Origin of the sequence: Pseudomonas sp. 5C2 (assembly GCF_034314155.1) — a bacterium.
Lineage (GTDB): Bacteria > Pseudomonadota > Gammaproteobacteria > Pseudomonadales > Pseudomonadaceae > Aquipseudomonas.
Map to the genome: position 1 here is coordinate 1,666,847 of NZ_JAVIWH010000002.1, position 17,210 is coordinate 1,684,056.

Consider the following 17,210-nt stretch of genomic DNA (forward strand, 5'->3'; position numbering starts at 1 on the left):
TAGGAGTACGACATGAGTGCTGTGATCAAAGACCCTGCGCAGCAGGCCAACAAGACCCTGGTCAGCTTGCGCAACCTGAACAAGCACTACGGCGACTTTGCCGCCGTGGACAACATCTCGCTGGATATCCAGGACGGTGAATTCCTAACCTTCCTCGGCTCCAGCGGCTCCGGCAAAAGTACCACCCTGTCGATGCTGGCCGGTTTCGAGACACCCAGTTCCGGGGAGATCCTGGTCAATGGTCAGTCTCTGGTCAACGTACCGCCGCACAAGCGCGATATTGGCATGGTGTTCCAGCGCTACTCATTGTTCCCGCACCTGTCGGTACGCGACAACATCGGTTTCCCGCTGGTCATCCGCAAACTCGCCAGCGCCGAGCGCGAACGCCGGGTCGACGCCATGCTCAAGCTGGTTCAGCTCGAGCAGTTCGCCCATCGCCGCCCTTCACAACTGTCAGGTGGCCAGCAGCAACGCGTGGCGATTGCCCGGGCCCTAGTCTACGAACCGCGCATCCTGTTGATGGACGAACCCCTCGGCGCGCTGGATAAAAAGCTGCGGGAGGATTTGCAGGATGAACTGCGTCAGTTGCATCGTCGGCTGGGCATCACCATCGTTTACGTAACCCACGATCAAGAGGAAGCCATGCGCCTGTCGCAACGCATAGCGATCTTCAGCCATGGCAAGATCGTTGGTCTGGGCAGCGGTTATGACCTGTACCAGAACCCGCCAAATGCGTTCGTTGCGTCATTCCTCGGCAACTCGAACTTCCTCAAGCTCAAGGCTCAGGGCAATGCCGTGGGCGTCTTTGAAGGCCAACCCTTGTCGATCCGCCTGACCTCCGGGCTTCAGACCGAGCAGGACCTGCTGCTGATGGTACGTCCGGAAAAAGCCCAGGCCCTGAGCGTAGAACAGGCCCGGAACGAGCCTCTCGCAGCAGGCTGGAACGAAGTGGCTGCCAAGGTGACTGAAGTCCTGTTCCTCGGAGAGAGTCAGACCTGCAGCGTTGTCACCGCAGGCGGCACCGTAATGACCGTCAAGGCGCTGTCGGCCTCTGGAATGCCGCTCCACGATGGGGACCCGGTGCGCGTGCGCTGGGCCGCCGCCGATGCATGTATCTATACCCAATGGACCGAAAGCGACCTGAACAAGGCGGCTGGCGCACACTGATCCACTCCCCACCAAGCCGACGCTTCTACCCAGGCGTCGGCTTTTTTATGCCTGAAATATCGTCTTCGTCGCACGGGAAAAATACCACTTGCAAAGAAGGTATTACGGTATACCATCAGACACACAATCCATACAATTAGGCCTGGTGCCACCGTCACCTGAGGAAAATCCAATGATCGATGCAAATGTCTACAAATTAGTCATGGGTTCCTTCCCCTCCGGGGTGACGGTGATAACCACGCTGGATGACAATGGCGAAATCGTCGGTTTGACGGCCAGCGCCTTCAGTTCGCTGTCGATGGAGCCGGCCTTGGTGCTGTTCTGCCCCAACTACAGTTCAGACTCTTACCCGGTACTGATCAAGAACAAACGCTTCGCTATCCACTTTCTCTCCGGCGAACAGCAAACTGAAGCCTTTGCCTTTGCCCGCAAAGGCAAAGACAAGGCGCAAGGTATCGAGTGGACGCTCAGCGAGCTGGGTAATCCGCTGCTGAACAATGCCACCGCGATCATTGAGTGTGAACTGTGGCGTGAGTACGAAGGCGGCGATCACGCCATCATGGTCGGTGCGGTGAAAAACCTTATCGTCCCTCAGCAACAGACCAGCCCGTTGGTGTACTGCCGCGGCAAGATGGGCGCACTGCCAGCCTTTGCTTGATCCGAAACCGTCGCACGCCTGCACCTGACAGGCCCACTAAAAAGACTTGAGGAATGTGTCATGAAATTTTCTTTGTTCGTGCATATGGAGCGCTGGAATGAGGAAGTCAGCCATCGCCAATTGTTCGAAGACCTGACCGAATTGACCCTGATGGCCGAGGCCGGTGGCTTCCGTACGGTCTGGATCGGCGAACATCACGCCATGGAATACACCATCTCCCCGAGTCCGATGCCGCTGCTGGCTTACCTCGCAGCCCGTACGACCACCATCCACTTGGGCGCCGGTACGATCATCGCGCCGTTCTGGCATCCGTTACGCGTCGCGGGTGAATGCGCCCTGCTTGACGTGATCAGCAATGGACGGATGGAAGTCGGACTGGCTCGTGGCGCTTATCAGATCGAGTTCGACCGTATGGCCGGTGGCATGCCCGCTGCTTCAGGGGGTAATCACCTGCGTGAAATGGTCCCGGTGGTGCGCAAGCTGTGGGAAGGCGACTATGCCCATGACGGTGATATCTGGAAATTCCCCACCTCCACCAGCGTGCCAAAGCCAATCCAGAAACCGCATCCTCCCATGTGGATTGCCGCCCGCGATCCTGACTCACATAACTTCGCAGTGAAAAACGGCTGCAACGTCATGGTCACGCCGCTGATGAAAGGCGACGAAGAAGTGCTCGACTTGAAGAACAAGTTCGAAACCGCGCTGGCCAATAATCCAGAGGTTCCGCGCCCTCAACTGATGGTACTGCGCCACACCCACGTCCACAGTGTCGACGACCCCGAAGGCTGGAAAGTCGGCGCCAAGGCCATCTCGCGTTTCTACCGCACGTTCGACGCCTGGTTCGGCAACAAGCAAGTGCCCGTCAATGGCTTCCTTGCGCCGAGCCCGGAAGAGAAATTTGCGGATCGCCCGGAGTTCGAACTTGAAAACATCCACAAGAACACCATGATTGGCACCCCGGAAGAGGTCATTGCCCGGATCAAGTACTACCAGGAACTGGGCGTTGATGAGTTCAGCTTCTGGTGTGACAACAGCTTGCCCCACGCCGAGAAAAAGAAATCGCTGGAACTGTTCATCAAGCAGGTCATGCCGGCGTTCGAATAAGCTGGCAGTTCTGTGCACCGTCGTACCTGTAGGGGGCCGACTGTGCACGATCAGCGACTCAGCCCTTACTCATGCACCGACACCAGGTTACGGCCATTGGTCTTGGAAACGTACAGCGCCTGGTCGGCCGATTCGATCAGGTGTTTGTAGTCGGACGTAGGCTGGCTCATGTCTGCAACGCCAAGGCTGACGGTGCAACGGATTGAATGGCCGTCGTGGATGACCTCTTGTGCTTCGATCGCCTTGCGCAAACGTTCGGCAAACACCGCGCCCCCTGCTTTATTGGTGTCGGGCAACAAGACTGCGAACTCTTCACCGCCATAACGACCTGCAATATCAACATCGCGGATGTGCTGACGTACGGTTTCGGCAACGAGCTGAATCACCTTGTCGCCCGCTTGGTGGCCGTAGGTGTCATTGACACGTTTGAAGTGATCGATATCGAACATGACCAACGTTGTGGCCGTGTCGTACCGAAGATAGCGGGCGTATTCGAGTTTAAGGGCCTCCTCCCAGTGTCCACGATTGTACAAGCCGGTCAGTCGGTCGGTGTTGGACAGCGTCTGCAACTGACTATTGGCCGCTTGCAACTGATGTGAGTGGGTGGCCACGTCTGTCACGTCATAGATCACCAGGCAAATGTGACCAATCTCGTTGTTGATCGAGCGCAGCGGAAACAGAGTGGTGTTCTGGTACATGAAGTCCTCCTGGCCGGTGATCGGCTGGTAGTTCTTGAAATGCACCAGATATGGTCGTTGCTCCCAGATGGTGAACGCAGGCGTACCGAGGGTGATCACGTTATCGACCTTTTTGCGAAACCAGGCCTCATTGATTTCGGGAAACAGGGTGAAAAACGATTGGCCGCTGGCCTCGTTCGGCACAACGCCGGAACGGTTCTCCATAAAAGTATTCCAGACTTGGACCCGGAAATCCCGGTCGAAGACTACGACACCCACGTCGATGCACTGCACGATGGTTAGCAACCAGTGAAGCTCTTTGATATCGATGTGATCGTTCATGGCTCAGCTCATCACGTAGGCGAGTTTTTTTGAAAGCCGCTCTACCGAGTCTTCGGTGAACAACATCAACAAATCGAAATGAATATTGTGGCCCTCAAGGCTGTAGCTGATTTCCACTGCCAGGGTTTTCTTCCAGCGCTGCTTATTAACCCGGATCAACTCTTCGATGCCTCCCTGCTCACCGAGTACTTGCGGGTGGCCCTGGGAAAATACCACGTCAATTTGTTCGGCTATCCCGCTCAAACAGGCTCCAATCAGAATCGTCGACAAGTCCAGGAGCATTTCCATGTCCGAATACTCGACCGAGTCCCGCTGCATCAATTTCGCCATATCAGCAATTTCAGAGCCGTGAAAAATCAGCAACGCTTCGCCGGCGATACCACAGCCGATATACCCCTGACAGACTGCTGTCAACCGGTCACCGTTCTGTGCGTCGGCTAACGCCATGTGTAATTCCCCCACCTCCAGCATGCTCACATTCGGCACCGGCAACTGGACGAACACACCCAGCACTCGGGCCAGCAACGCCCCGGCACGCCCCATGGCGACGTTGATGGTTTCACGAAACGCATCCTGAAAGCTGGTCTGCGTCTCAGGAACTTCCCGCGCGATGGCGACAGCCGTTTGAGGCTCGCCCAGCAGACCAAGGCTTGCGAGCGTTCTTTTGAGCTCGTCTGGATCGGCAGGCTTTTTCAGGAAGGCCAAGGCGCCCAGTTCGAGCACACGTCGTATCGCTTCCGTCTGCACATCGCCGGAAACCACGATAATCTTCGCTTGCAGGTTTTCCTCACGGACAGCGGCCAGGACCTGATACCCGTCCATTTCCGGCATCGTCAGATCGAGCAACACCACCTGCCCCAACCCCTGACGAATGGCTTCGAGTCCCTCTTGGCCATTGGCCGCCATGGTGACCGATACGCCCCAGTCGGCGGGTAAAGCCCTCAATAGCTGCTTGCGCGCCATACTGGAGTCGTCGCATATCAGCAAAGGGATCACGGGCATTGTGTTCTTTCTCACTGCAAAAGAGTTTCAGGGTTTAGACCCAAGTACGGATGCTATTTGTGACACAAGAAAACCAATCAGATCGCCGCCGCCAAAATGCCTGAAGCATTCTTAGAGCCAATGGGTATAAAGACCCCCTTATTAACCCGCGCTCCGTGCTTATGCAATCTTTGTGCTTATGCTGTATTCAGGAGCCTAACCCAGCAATTGACTTAACACCGCCCGCAGTTTTCCGGGTTTTACCGGCTTATTCAGCAGCGGTGCCCCCAGCTTTTGCAGTGAACGACGACATTGATCACTGCGGTCAGCGGTGATCATTACGGCAGGAATGATCACCGCGAAATGCTCGCGCAGATGCGTTACCACGTCGCAACCTATCACCCCATGATCCAGGTGGAAGTCCACCAGAATCAACTCCGGTGGTTGCCCTTGCAGTACCTCCAGCGCGCTGTCCTGATCGGTGGCCGTCAGGACCTCACAGCCCCACTGTCCCAACAACGCAGCCATGCTTTCGAGAATGCTCAGTTCGTTGTCCACCACCAACAGGCGGCACCCCGGCAGAGGATTGCCCGCAACAGGATGCTGCTGCACCACGACATTGGCCGGTAGCGGAACGTCGTGCGACAGAGGCACTTCAATGGCGAACATCGAACCCCGTCCCGGTCGTGAGTGCACCAGAACCCGATAACCCAGAATCTTCGCGATGCGTTCGACGATTGCCAGGCCCAGGCCCACCCCCTTGCGGTCGGCTGCACGGCCAACATCCAGTTGATTGAACTCCAGGAAAATCGAATCGAGGCGGTCTTCGGCAATGCCTCGCCCGGTGTCCCAGACTTCAAGGCGCAAATAATCGCCCCGCCGCCGTGCGCCCAGCAAAATGTTGCCCTGCGCGGTATAACGGCAGGCATTGCTGAGAAAATTACGCATAATCCGCGTCAGCAAGCGCAGATCGGTACGTACTGCGAAGTCCCCTATGCGCACGCGCAGGTTCAATCCTGCCGCTTCGGCCACCAACTGGAACTCCGAGGCCAGCGGCGCCAGCAGCTCGTCGAGTCGATACAATTCGATGTCGGGCTTGATCGCGGCCTGATCCAGCCTGGAAATATCCAGCAAATCCGTCAGCAAGTCTTCCGCGCCTTCCAGCGCCTGATGGGTCCGCTCCACCAATACCTGCTCAGCCGTAGGCAATTGCCGCTCGCGCAAGGTCGAGATCAGCAACCGAGCAGCATTAAGTGGCTGCAACAGATCATGGCTGGCGGCCGCGAGGTATTTGTCTTTACTGCGATTGGCAGCCTGAGCGGCGTCACGAGCTTCGCGCAATGCCCGCTCGATTTCCGCCCGCTGGACGATCTGTTGCTGCAAGTTGCGGTTCACGTCCAGCAACTCATTGGTGCGCGCAATCACGCGCTGCTCCAGCTCATCGTTGAGCTGCTGCAGGTGCTGCTGGGCCAACTTGCGTTCAGTGATGTCAGCAACAAAGCCTTCGACCAGGCCATCCTGATCAGGTTTGAGCAGCAGGTTCATCAGCACATCGACATGGCTACCGTCTTTGCGTTGCAACTGGGTTTCATAGCCCAACAGGCTACGCTCGCGCAGCAGTATGTCGCCGATGGTCTCCAACTCCGCTGCACCGCCCGCAAACAAGTTGCCGGCAAGGTCGGCCAGGGAAAACAACACCTCTTGCGGATCGTCGTAGCCCAGCATTCGCGCTAAAGCGGGGTTGGCCGCGCGCAGGCCTTCTTTCAGGCTTGCCTGAAAAATCCCGTGCACCGCATGCTCGAACAGCCATTTATAGCGATTGCGCTCTTTTTCGAGTTCATCCAGACGTACCGCCAGCTCCGGGTAGTGGCTCTTGCGCGTCGAATGATTACCCAGCCCCAGCAACCCCGCGAGGGCGCGCTGCTGGTCCTCAGAGGGCTTCGCCATAGACCACCTCAACATCGCGCTGGCTGGACGCCCGCGGGTTGGTGAGAATGCAGGGATCATCCATCGCGTGCTGCGAAAGAAACGGAATGTCCGCCATGCTGACGCCATGCAGGCCAAGGGTTTCATGGAAGCCGATAGAACGTTTGAGAGCGATCAGATGCTCCACCAGGCGCTGGCAGATCTGCCGGTGATTGAGGCCCCGGCAATCAATGCCAAAGGTCTCGGCAATCACCTTGAAACGATCCGGCGCTGAATTGTAGTTGAACGCCACCACGTGCTCGACCAGCACGGCGTTACACAGGCCATGGGGCAGATCGAGGAAACCGCCCAGGCTGTGCGACATCGCATGCACCGCACCAAGGATCGCATTAGAGAACGCCAGCCCGGCTTGCATGCTGCCGAGCATGATTTTTTCGCGCAATGCAATGTCGCCAGGATTGGCAATCATCTGCACCAGATTGCCATTGATCAGACGCATGGCTTCCAACGCATGAGGATCGGTCAGCGGCCCGTGACCGGTAGAAACGAAGGCTTCAATCGCGTGCACCAACGCATCGATGCCGGTACAGGCCGAGAGGAACGGATCCATGCTCAGTGTTGTTTCCGGATCAATAAGCGAGACGTCCGGCACCACAGCCTTACTGACGATGGAGAACTTCATCCGTTCCTGCTGGTTGGAGATGATCACGAATTGCGAAACGTCAGCGGAGGTCCCTGCGGTGGTCGGGATCAGGATCAGCGGCGGACTTGGCACCCGAATCATGTCCACACCTTCGAACTCGAGGATGCTCCGCCCATGGGCGACAACGATGCCAATGGCCTTGCCGCAGTCCATAGGGCTACCGCCGCCTACAGCAATAATCACGTCGCAATGATTCTCACGGTAAAGCTCGGCACCACGCATCACTTCCTCAACCCGCGGGTTAGGAGATACATCGCTGTACAGGCAGTATTCGATGTCCAGCGCTCGCAGGCTGGCCTCGATGTCAGCGACCCAACCCGCAGCGATTACGCCGGGATCGGTCACCACTAACACTTTACGGGCACCGAAGGTTTTGGCGTAGTTGCCCGCATTGTGCCGACTGCCGGCACCGAAAATTATTTCTGGAGAAACGAATTTACGCAATTGGCTGATGCTAGGGCTCATACAAAGCCTGTTTTTGTTGTTATCGGAGATGGGCGCCAGCCTAAACCATCTCTGGGCGAATGCAATCAGACCATTGCTCATGCCTTGAAGATCAGTCGAGAAGCCTTTCATTTGCGAGCACAGACGGGCAGCGGTAAGTCAATCCACCCACAGCCAGAGCAGCGGGCCAGACCGGTTAATGGAACTCAATCCAGTGCTGGGCATAGGCAATTTCTAAAAAGACCAGGATGTCGTCATCGACCCCCGGCGTAGCGGGAAATCCTTCGCACAGCTGCTCGATAATCACGTTCGTGCTTCGCAGCCCATCGACCTTGCGAAGAATGACCCCGGCGCTGTCGCTGAGTTTGACCACGCCGTCAGGGTAAAGCAGAACCCAACAGCGCTGGTGCGGCTCCCATTGCAGACGAAAACCGTGTCTGAGGGCCGGGATGCGCTCACGTTTGCTGGCACTCATCGTGCTGTCGAGCAGGACGCTCGCGCCATTGAGGGGGGACTGTGTCATTGGAGGGCATCCGCCACCGGCGGCAGACCCGAAATTCTGGGTGAGCATATTGAGTGCTCCAGCGAACAAGAAACGCCCCGGCCAACGCAACGATAGGCCGGGACTTGATTGATCAACGGCTGGCGAAATACATGGTCACTTCAAAGCCAATGCGCAGATCGGTAAACGCGGGTTTGGTCCACATAGGTCAATCCTCTTCTTGGGCCGGTCAATTCCGGTAAGTCAATTAATACACGTGAGGGGTATAGGTTCGAATGCTACTTTGGGGGGTGTTTGTGGGGTGCGTTGGTAGGGGGTCATGACGCTGCCAGAGACACCGTCATGGCTTTTCCCAGGCAAACCTGCTGCCACGGATCCTTGCGAATCCCGTGGCAGCAGGCATGCAACTGCGCGTCCCGCTTTGAAGCTTTAGATTAGAAAAAGCCCATCGGATTGATGTCGTAGCTGACCAGCAGGTTCTTCGTCTGCTGGTAGTGATCAAGCATCATCTTGTGGTTTTCACGGCCGACACCGGACTTTTTGTAGCCACCGAACGCGGCGTGCGCCGGGTACAGGTGATAGCAGTTGGTCCAGACGCGACCGGCCTTGATCGCCCGGCCCATGCGGTACGCACGGTTGATGTCGCGGGTCCAGAGACCGGCACCCAGGCCAAACTCGCTGTCGTTGGCAATCGCCAGGGCTTCGGCTTCGTCCTTGAAGGTGGTGATACCGACCACTGGGCCGAAGATCTCCTCCTGAAACACGCGCATTTTATTGTTGCCTTTAAGCAGCGTCGGCTGAATGTAGTAGCCAGTAGACAGATCGCCTTCCAGACGTTCCGCCGCGCCGCCAGTCAACAGCTCAGCACCCTCTTCCTGGGCAATTTTCAGGTACGAAAGGATCTTGTCATATTGCTGCTCGGACGCCTGAGCGCCGACCATGGTCTCGGTGTCCAGTGGGTCGCCGCGTTTGATCTTGACGACTTTCTTCATCACTTCGACCATGAACGCGTCGTAGATCGATTCCTGGACCAGGGCACGCGATGGACAGGTGCAGACTTCGCCCTGGTTGAAAAACGCCAACACCAGGCCTTCAGCGGCCTTCTCGATAAACTGCGGTTCGGCCTGCATGATGTCTTCGAAGAAGATATTCGGCGACTTGCCACCCAGTTCCACGGTGCTCGGAATGATGTTCTCGGCCGCACATTTCATGATGTGCGCGCCTACCGGAGTGGAGCCGGTGAAAGCGATCTTGGCGATACGCTTGCTGGTTGCCAGGGCTTCACCGGCTTCACGGCCAAAGCCTTGAACGATGTTCAAAACGCCCGGCGGTAGCAAGTCGTTGATCAGTTCGGCAAACACCATGATAGACAGCGGCGTTTGCTCAGCAGGTTTGAGCACCACGCAGTTGCCTGCCGCCAACGCCGGCGCCAGTTTCCAGGCGGCCATCAGCAGCGGGAAGTTCCAGGGAATGATTTGCCCGACCACGCCCAGAGGCTCGTGGAAGTGGTAAGCAGTTGTCAGTTCGTTGATTTCTGCAGCGCCGCCTTCCTGAGCCCGGATGCACCCAGCGAAATAACGGAAATGATCAGCAGCCAGCGGGACGTCGGCGTTCAGTGTTTCGCGTACAGCCTTGCCATTGTCCCAGGTTTCGGTAACGGCGAGCATTTCAAGGTTCTGCTCGATACGATCAGCAATTTTCAGCAGCACCAGCGAACGATCCTGAGCCGAGGTCTTGCCCCAGGCATCGGCAGCGGCGTGAGCGGCGTCCAGCGCGCGTTCGACATCAGCGGCGGTGGAACGCGGGAATTCGGCGATGACTTCACCGTTGACAGGCGATGTGTTGGTGAAGTATTCGCCGTTAATCGGTGCCACGAACTCACCGCCAATGTAATTGCCATAGCGCGGTTTGAACGTAACAACAGCGCCTGGGGTTCCGGGTTGTGCGTAGATCATTATTGTGGCCTCTGTACGGGTCGTTGCCTGTCGGTCGAACAAGCGATGATCCGATGGTAGACAGCCGCAGGCGCCAAACGAATGCGCCGTTGGCAGGGGGAGTCTCGTTCTTTGGTCGTAATTAGAGGGTGCTGGAACCCTGCGTAGGCGCGTGATCAGACACACCGCATCACGCGCACTCGCAGAGTAACCAGCTGCCTCTGATTAAAGTCAGTGCTTGGCCACTAACTCCTTCGGCAACTTGAAGGTCCAAAGCATGCCGCCCTGGTTGAAATCCTTGATTCGCTTGGCCACTTCGCCGCCCCACAATGGAACCGCGCCGCCCCAACCGGACAATACGGAGACGTACTGCTCGCCATCCATTTCCCATGTAATTGGAGAGCCCAATACGCCCGAGCCGGTCTGGAATTCCCAGACTTTTTCACCCGTCTTGGCATTGAACGCCTGAAGGAAGCCTTCAGGGTTGCCGGTGAACACCAGATTACCCTTGGTGGCCATTACGCCACCCCACAGCGGCGCGAAGTTCTTATGACGCCAGACCTCTTTACCGGTGACCGGATCGATCGCACGCAGTACGCCGATGTAGTCCTCGTTAAGCGGTTTGATGGTAAAGCCTGCACCGATGTACGCCGCGCCTTTCTTGTAGGTGATGTCTTCGTTCCAGATTTCCATGCCCCACTCGTTGGACGGCACATAGAACAGCTTGGTGTCTTGGCTGTAGGCCATAGGCATCCAGTTTTTAGCACCGAGGAAGGCTGGCGCTACGAATACTGAAGTACCTTTGGTTGCGCCACCTGGCGCGCCGGGACGGCTGGCTTCGTTATAGAGCGGACGGCCGTTTGCGTCCAGGCCGGTTGCCCAGGTGATTTTGTCGACAAACGGGAAGCCACGGATGAACTTGCCGTTGGTACGGTTAAGCACGTAGAAAAAGCCGTTACGGTCAGCGGTGGCCGCGGCCTGAACGGTTTTGCCATTTTCCTGATAGTTGAACGAGACCAGCTCGTTAACACCGTCATAGTCCCAACCATCATGCGGCGTGCTCTGGAAATGCCATTTGATGGTGCCGTCGTCCGGATTGAGCGACAGACGCGAGGAAGAGAACAGGTTGTCGCCAGGGCGCAGGTGCGAGTTCCAAGGCGACGGGTTGCCGGTACCGAAGAACAATTGATTGGTTTCCGGGTCGTAGTAGCCGCCCAGCCAAGGCGCCGCGCCACCGGTTTTCCAAAGATCGCCGGGCCAGGTCTTGCCCGCCTCGCCGCCGGAAATGCCGGTTTCAATGGCCTTGCCGTCTTTGTAGATATAACCCATATGACCTTCCACGGTAGGTCGGGTCCAGAGCAGGTCACCGTTCTTCGGATCGTAAGCCTCGATTTTGCCGACCACGCCGAACTCGCCGCCGGCGACCCCGGTAATCAATTTGCCATTGACCACCAGCGGTGCGGCACTGATTGAATAACCGGCCTTGTGATCGGCGACTTCCTTGCTCCAGACCACCTTGCCGGTGGTCTTGTTCAAGGCCACCAGCTTGGCGTCGAGTGTGCCAAAAAACACCAAGTCGCCATACAGCGCGACACCACGGTTGATCACGTCGCAGCAAGGACGGATGTCATCGGGCAGACGTGCATCGTATTGCCACAGCTTCTTGCCAGTGCGAGCATCTACCGCGAACACCCGCGAGTAGGAGCCGGTCATGTACATCACGCCGTCTTTGATCAGCGGCTGCGCTTCCTGGCCGCGTTGTTTTTCACCACCGAAGGAGAAGGCCCAGACAGGGCGCAAATCCTTGACGTTGTCGCTATTGATGATGTCCAGCGGGCTGTAGCGCTGGCCCTGAACGCCAAGACCGTTGGTAACGACCTGCTCAGGGTTCTTGGGATCGTTGAGAATATCCTGATCGGTCACGGCTGCCAGGGCGCTACCTGACAACAGCATGGCGCTCAAGAGCAGGCTCAGAGCGAAGGGTTGGCGACGTGCGGGTTGGGTCATGACGGCTACCTTTGCGGTTTTTTTGTTTGTTCGGGAGAGCCTCCCGGTCTGTTGCAGATTCTTCGCGGCAGGCGCCTCGACAACAATTGCCCGCAATATGGAGTTTTCTAATCCCTTAGTAGGTAGAGCGGTTTATTGACGGACGTCGAGCCGCTTCATGTCGTGCTTTTCATAACGCGGATACAGGTGGCTGACGCTACGAATCAATTCGTAGCGACTCAGGTTGATACTGGCAAAGCGCTCAGGTATCGGACTGCGGATCAACTCGGACATGTCTGCGCCAGTGGCAGCACCTTCCGTCATCAGTGTGTCCAGCCAAACAAGGTAGTCTCGCATCTGGACGAAGGGTCGATGGTCCTCGGCCAATGGGCCATGACCGGGCACGATGACCGTCCACGGCAAAGCCTCCAGTTGGTCGATATCTGCCAGCCATACGCCAAGGCCCGGTGTATTGGGCGTGGTCAGGGCCCGCTGATAAAAAATCAGATCCCCGGCAAACAAAACGCCGGTTTTCTCATCGAGAATCGCCAAGTCCGAACCGGTGTGCCCACTCAGGGCCAGCAACCGCAAAGGATGACCACCAATCGTCAGCGTACCGCTCTCCAGGGTCTGGGTCGGCAGCCGCAGCTCGGTGCCGCGCATCCAGTCACCAACCATGCGGTACATGTTTTCAGCCAAGCCATCGCCCTGCTGGCGCATCAACTCGATGGTCCCTGGCAACGCGCCGATGGGCACATCGGCAAACGCCTGATTACCCAGCATATGGTCAGGGTGATGATGGGTCAGCAGCACCTGAATCACCGGTTTGTCGGTGGTGGCGGCAATCGCCTTGCGCAGGGCTTCGCCATAGCGTCGCGACGGCCCCGTGTCGATCACCACCACCCCGCTGTCAGTGACAATGAAGCCTGTATTGACGATATTGCCGCCATTGGCCTTGGTAAAATTATCGGTGCTGCCCTCCAGCAACCAGGTACCTTCGGCAATTTGTCGAGGCTGCAGAGCATAGTCCAGATCGGCCAGTGCCGGCTGACTCAGGCTCAGGCACAGGCATAACAAGATCAACACACGCATGGCGCTCTCCGCACGGCAGCCCGCAGCCGTTAATTGACGACCGCATTAAATTCGTTGCCGCTGTTGTCGCGCAGCAACAGCCGGGTTTGCCCGGCACCTTGCACGTCAAACCCCAGGGTCGGGTTTTCACTGACCGCTGGAAACAGCTCAAGTGTCGCCAGGGTCTTGTTGTTGGCGTCACGTAATTCAGCGTGATTGATGTAGAACTCGGGAATGCCACTGACCATTCCGTTATCCATCGGATGGGCAATCTGCAGCCTTAAACGACTGAAATCACTGCGGGGATAGCGTCCTCCCAAGACCTCGCCGATATGCTCTTCCCAGCCTGCCTGGGTACGCACCACACTGGGTGCCGTACACCCGCCTCCGGCAGCGGATATCTCGGTGGAGCCGACGTGCCATACGCCATCGCGGGTCAGCACCGCCGCGCGCATGGGTGTGGACTGCTCGATGCGAATACGAATCGCCAGCCACGGCAAAATCTGATCCCCCGGCTGGAAGTCAACGATCTGTGGCAGCGGATTGAGTTCGGCCCAAGCCAGGATGCGCACCACTTGGCCTTTGAAGGCCCTGGCATCGATTTCGATAGGCACCTGACGCGAATCCTCAGCGAACGGTGGCGCCCGCAGGATCACCTGCTGGTCGAAAACGTAGGGCGCGCCCTTGAGCATTTTCTGGTGATAGAAATCCCACATCACCGAGGTGACTGGATCCTTGCCCTGCGCCCTCTCCAGCGATGTGTCCGGGTCGGCACCCGCCGCCAGCACCCACATCGGCAGGCAGGCCGCCAGCAAACAGGTCACTCGCCAGTTCATCGCGCATCGCTCCTGATGACTTGTTTTTGTAGAGTCACGCTTATTGATACATCTCCGGAATGTCATAACGCAGACCGTAACTGGCATAGATTTTTTGCACACTGCCGTCACGAATAAGGGCCTCCAGCGCTTCCTCTATGGCATAGGCCATCTGGTGATTGCTCTCGTGCACCGCCATGCCGATTTCCCAGCGTTGCCGGCCCATATTTGGGTAAGCGTTTTCCCCCAGAGCCAGGTTCTTATCATTGGCCTGGTGCACTTGCCAGTCGATTTCCCCGCGCATGCCCATCACCGCATCGACCTCGGCGTCCTTCATGGCGACAAAAGCCTGCTGCACACTTGGGTAGTGATGCGTCTTGGCGCTGAGCATGCCGTTGAACACGGACGTCAGGTAGAACGAAGGGATGCTGTCCACTTCAACACCGATAGGGTGTTCCTGAAACACAGCAACACTGGGCACGGCGTCCATTCGCCGACGGTCGTAAGCGACCTGCCAACATTCAGTCTGGTAAGGTCCAAACATCACCACATGACCGTTTGCCAGTTCACCCTGATCGTCGCGCTTGAGCGAGTAGTCCCGGTCATAGGGCACTCGCATCATCAAATCGGCCAGTTGTTGATGACGCAATTCGCTACCGCGCCAAATGGAGTCACGCAAATCGTCGTCAAGCTTTTCCCCCGGTGGCGCCCAGAGCAATTCCAGACGTACACCCAAGGCCTTGGCCAATGCAGCTGCGAGGTCAACATCGACACCGCGTGGCTTTTTATTGTCCTGGAAACTGTAAGGCGCGAAGTCTTCGTAGACCGCCACCTTGAGCACTCCGGATTCGATCATGGTGTCGTAGCTACGAACTTGCGCCTGCACTGCCTGGCAACACAACAGCAAGCCGCTCAACAACAGCGCATAAAAACGCATAGCCGTCACTCCTCGACGTGCACACTGTCCAGATAGGTACGGACGGCCCAGAGTGCTTCCTGGCTCAGGTAGTCGGCCATTTTCGGCATATAGACCCGACCATCGCGCACGGCGCCGTTTCTCACCCGCTCTACGAACCATTCGTCGCCAGCAGCGCCAGGCTCCAGCATGCGAAGGTCTGGGGCGATACCGCCGGAGATGACTTCCAGGCCATGGCAGGCAGCGCAGTTCTGGTTATAGGCAGACGAACCGATTTCCAGCGCCCGGTCATGATCCTTGGAAGTGCGATAGGGGTTTTCGGTGCGCCATTCAGGACCTAGCGGGGTCAAACCATCGGTAGCCACCGGTTGTGGTACGACGTCGCCATGCGCCGAAGCAAGGCCGCTGCCGACCAAGCCAGCCAGCAAACCCACTATCAGTAAGGCGTTGCGTTTTGTTGTCATTGTTATGCCCTCGAGATTGCACGCAAAAAAAGCTATGCCGCCATCTTATGAACCCAGTCAGCGCAACCGAATGCTGCTTTGGTGGCCGCCATCTCCTCCCTTGGTAGTAGGGCATGTGGCGATTGCCTTGATGAGCGGGCCAAGAGAACCATTCCCGCAACACAGAAGATTTCCTGCACCAGACGGGGTAGTGCCCGACCAAGCCAATGCGACCCCGCAAACCTACTACCTTGGTACTGGCTGACTGGTACTTTCTACATATTCCCCTCCCTCCGATCGGTTTCTATGCTGGCACTACCTGTATGGAGTGCCTTATGCGTCAGCGTGTCCGTTACGGATTGATCTATCTGCTAACCCTCGCCGCAGCGACCTTGCTGGCGCCCCAAAGCCATGCCGCCAATGAGGAGATGAAGGTTCAAATCGGCTACCTGGCTTTCATCCCAGACCTAGGCCCGGTGCTGTCGAACATTATCCCCGAACCCCGTGACGCCGGACTGCGCGGCGCTGAACTGGCGATCATCGACAGCAATAGCACCGGGCGCTTTCTCAATCACAGCTACACCCTGCAAACCGCCAACGCCGACAGCCCGCAAGCCTTGCTCGATGCCGCGCAAGCGCTTCACCAGCAAGGCCTGCGGCTGTTTGTCGTCAACGCCCCCGCCGACACCCTGCGCCAGCTCAGTGCCGCCCTGCCCGACAGCCTTCTGTTTAATGCCGGTAGCGCCGATGACAGCCTGCGCAGCACTGCGTGCCTGAACAACGTGCTGCACACCCTGCCGAGCCGGGCCATGCTGACCGACGCCTTGGCCCAGTTTCTGACCGTGAGGCGCTGGAACCGCTGGCTGTTGATCGTCGGCCAGACCCCGGACGACCAAGCCTATGCAGCCGCCCTGCGCCGCGCAGCCAAACGGTTCGGCCACACCATCGTCGCCGAGAAAGCCTGGAGCTTTGACAACGACCAGCGCCGCAGCGCACAGGCCGATATGCCGCTGTTCACCCAGACCACCGAATACGATGTGGTTCTGGTCGCCGATGAGCGTGGCGACTTTGGTGAGTACGTGCCTTATCAAACCTGGTATCCACGCCCGGTGGCTGGCACCCAAGGGCTGACGCCCGTAGGCTGGCACAAGTCTGTGGAAACCTACGGTGCAGCGCAGCTGCAAAAACGCTTCGAAGCCCTCGCCGGGCGCTGGATGAATGATCGGGATTTTGCCGCATGGATGGCCGTGCGCAGTATCGCCAGCGCAGTGAACAAACTGCACCAGACCGACCCCATGGTCATTCGCCAGGCAGAACTGAGCGACCAGTTGCCGCTGGACGGCTTCAAGGGCCGCAAACTCAGCTATCGCGCCTGGAACGGTCAGCTGCGGCAGCCAATCCCTATTGTTCAACCCCGGGCGCTGGTCAGCACTTCACCCCAGGACGGCTTTCTGCACCCCGTCACCGAACTCGACACCTTGGGCTACGACAAGCCCGAAGTAACCTGCCATTTCCAGTGACTTGCCTCTAATAATTCCAAA

Annotated in this window: 16 protein-coding genes; 4 read left to right on the top strand and 12 right to left on the bottom strand. The window is 57.6% G+C overall.

What is annotated here, in order from left to right; genetic code table 11:
- Positions 1–12 precede the first annotated feature (12 nt).
- The 3 genes from RGU44_RS08355 (at position 13) to RGU44_RS08365 (ending at position 2,929) form a co-directional block, all read left to right on the top strand.
- On the top strand, positions 13–1,167 hold the full coding sequence (locus RGU44_RS08355; protein WP_322178988.1) for an ABC transporter ATP-binding protein: 1,155 nt from the start codon (positions 13–15) through the stop codon (positions 1,165–1,167).
- A gap of 172 nt (positions 1,168–1,339) precedes the next feature.
- The gene (locus tag RGU44_RS08360; RefSeq protein ID WP_322178987.1) at positions 1,340–1,825 is read left to right on the top strand and encodes a flavin reductase family protein; all 486 of its coding nucleotides are present in this window, start codon (positions 1,340–1,342) and stop codon (positions 1,823–1,825) included.
- Between the two features lie 60 nt (positions 1,826–1,885).
- Complete coding sequence (locus RGU44_RS08365) at positions 1,886–2,929, top strand: LLM class flavin-dependent oxidoreductase (RefSeq protein ID WP_322178986.1); 1,044 nt, start codon at positions 1,886–1,888, stop codon at positions 2,927–2,929.
- Positions 2,930–2,994: 65 nt separating this feature from the next.
- Here the strand turns inward: RGU44_RS08365 and RGU44_RS08370 are convergent, their stop codons facing one another.
- From RGU44_RS08370 to pedF, 12 genes are all read right to left on the bottom strand, one after another.
- On the bottom strand, positions 2,995–3,948 hold the full coding sequence (locus RGU44_RS08370; protein WP_322178985.1) for a diguanylate cyclase: 954 nt from the start codon (positions 3,946–3,948) through the stop codon (positions 2,995–2,997).
- Positions 3,949–3,951: 3 nt separating this feature from the next.
- Positions 3,952–4,950 (bottom strand): response regulator, encoded by a 999-nt coding sequence (locus RGU44_RS08375; RefSeq protein WP_322216612.1) that lies wholly within the window; start codon positions 4,948–4,950, stop codon positions 3,952–3,954.
- A gap of 195 nt (positions 4,951–5,145) precedes the next feature.
- Positions 5,146–6,876 (bottom strand): NahK/ErcS family hybrid sensor histidine kinase/response regulator, encoded by a 1,731-nt coding sequence (locus tag RGU44_RS08380; RefSeq protein ID WP_322216614.1) that lies wholly within the window; start codon positions 6,874–6,876, stop codon positions 5,146–5,148.
- Positions 6,860–8,023: an alcohol dehydrogenase-like regulatory protein ErcA gene (gene ercA / locus RGU44_RS08385; RefSeq protein ID WP_322178982.1), complete on the bottom strand. Its 1,164-nt coding sequence runs from the start codon at positions 8,021–8,023 to the stop codon at positions 6,860–6,862. Before ercA ends, RGU44_RS08380 begins: the two co-directional genes overlap by 17 nt.
- Before the next feature lie 175 nt (positions 8,024–8,198).
- On the bottom strand, positions 8,199–8,525 hold the full coding sequence (pqqD, locus tag RGU44_RS08390) for a pyrroloquinoline quinone biosynthesis peptide chaperone PqqD (RefSeq protein WP_407074671.1): 327 nt from the start codon (positions 8,523–8,525) through the stop codon (positions 8,199–8,201).
- Between the two features lie 112 nt (positions 8,526–8,637).
- The gene (pqqA, locus tag RGU44_RS08395; protein ID WP_010209364.1) at positions 8,638–8,709 is read right to left on the bottom strand and encodes a pyrroloquinoline quinone precursor peptide PqqA; all 72 of its coding nucleotides are present in this window, start codon (positions 8,707–8,709) and stop codon (positions 8,638–8,640) included.
- Between the two features lie 229 nt (positions 8,710–8,938).
- Positions 8,939–10,459, bottom strand: a complete 1,521-nt coding sequence (locus RGU44_RS08400) for an aldehyde dehydrogenase family protein (RefSeq protein WP_322178981.1) — start codon at positions 10,457–10,459, stop codon at positions 8,939–8,941.
- 210 nt (positions 10,460–10,669) lie between these two features.
- Positions 10,670–12,445 (bottom strand): PQQ-dependent methanol/ethanol family dehydrogenase, encoded by a 1,776-nt coding sequence (locus RGU44_RS08405; protein ID WP_322178980.1) that lies wholly within the window; start codon positions 12,443–12,445, stop codon positions 10,670–10,672.
- Positions 12,446–12,577: 132 nt separating this feature from the next.
- Complete coding sequence (locus tag RGU44_RS08410; RefSeq protein ID WP_322178979.1) at positions 12,578–13,516, bottom strand: quinoprotein relay system zinc metallohydrolase 1; 939 nt, start codon at positions 13,514–13,516, stop codon at positions 12,578–12,580.
- Positions 13,517–13,545: 29 nt separating this feature from the next.
- The gene (locus RGU44_RS08415) at positions 13,546–14,331 is read right to left on the bottom strand and encodes a quinoprotein dehydrogenase-associated SoxYZ-like carrier (RefSeq protein ID WP_322216617.1); all 786 of its coding nucleotides are present in this window, start codon (positions 14,329–14,331) and stop codon (positions 13,546–13,548) included.
- Between the two features lie 40 nt (positions 14,332–14,371).
- Positions 14,372–15,247: a substrate-binding periplasmic protein gene (locus RGU44_RS08420; protein WP_322216619.1), complete on the bottom strand. Its 876-nt coding sequence runs from the start codon at positions 15,245–15,247 to the stop codon at positions 14,372–14,374.
- Between the two features lie 5 nt (positions 15,248–15,252).
- Positions 15,253–15,690, bottom strand: a complete 438-nt coding sequence (gene pedF / locus RGU44_RS08425) for a cytochrome c-550 PedF (RefSeq protein ID WP_322178976.1) — start codon at positions 15,688–15,690, stop codon at positions 15,253–15,255.
- Between the two features lie 314 nt (positions 15,691–16,004).
- Between pedF and RGU44_RS08430 the strand changes: the two genes are divergently transcribed.
- Positions 16,005–17,189 carry an ABC transporter substrate-binding protein gene (locus tag RGU44_RS08430; RefSeq protein WP_322216621.1) on the top strand — a complete coding sequence of 395 codons (1,185 nt, stop codon included), beginning with the start codon at positions 16,005–16,007 and terminating at the stop codon, positions 17,187–17,189.
- Positions 17,190–17,210: the final 21 nt, after the last annotated feature.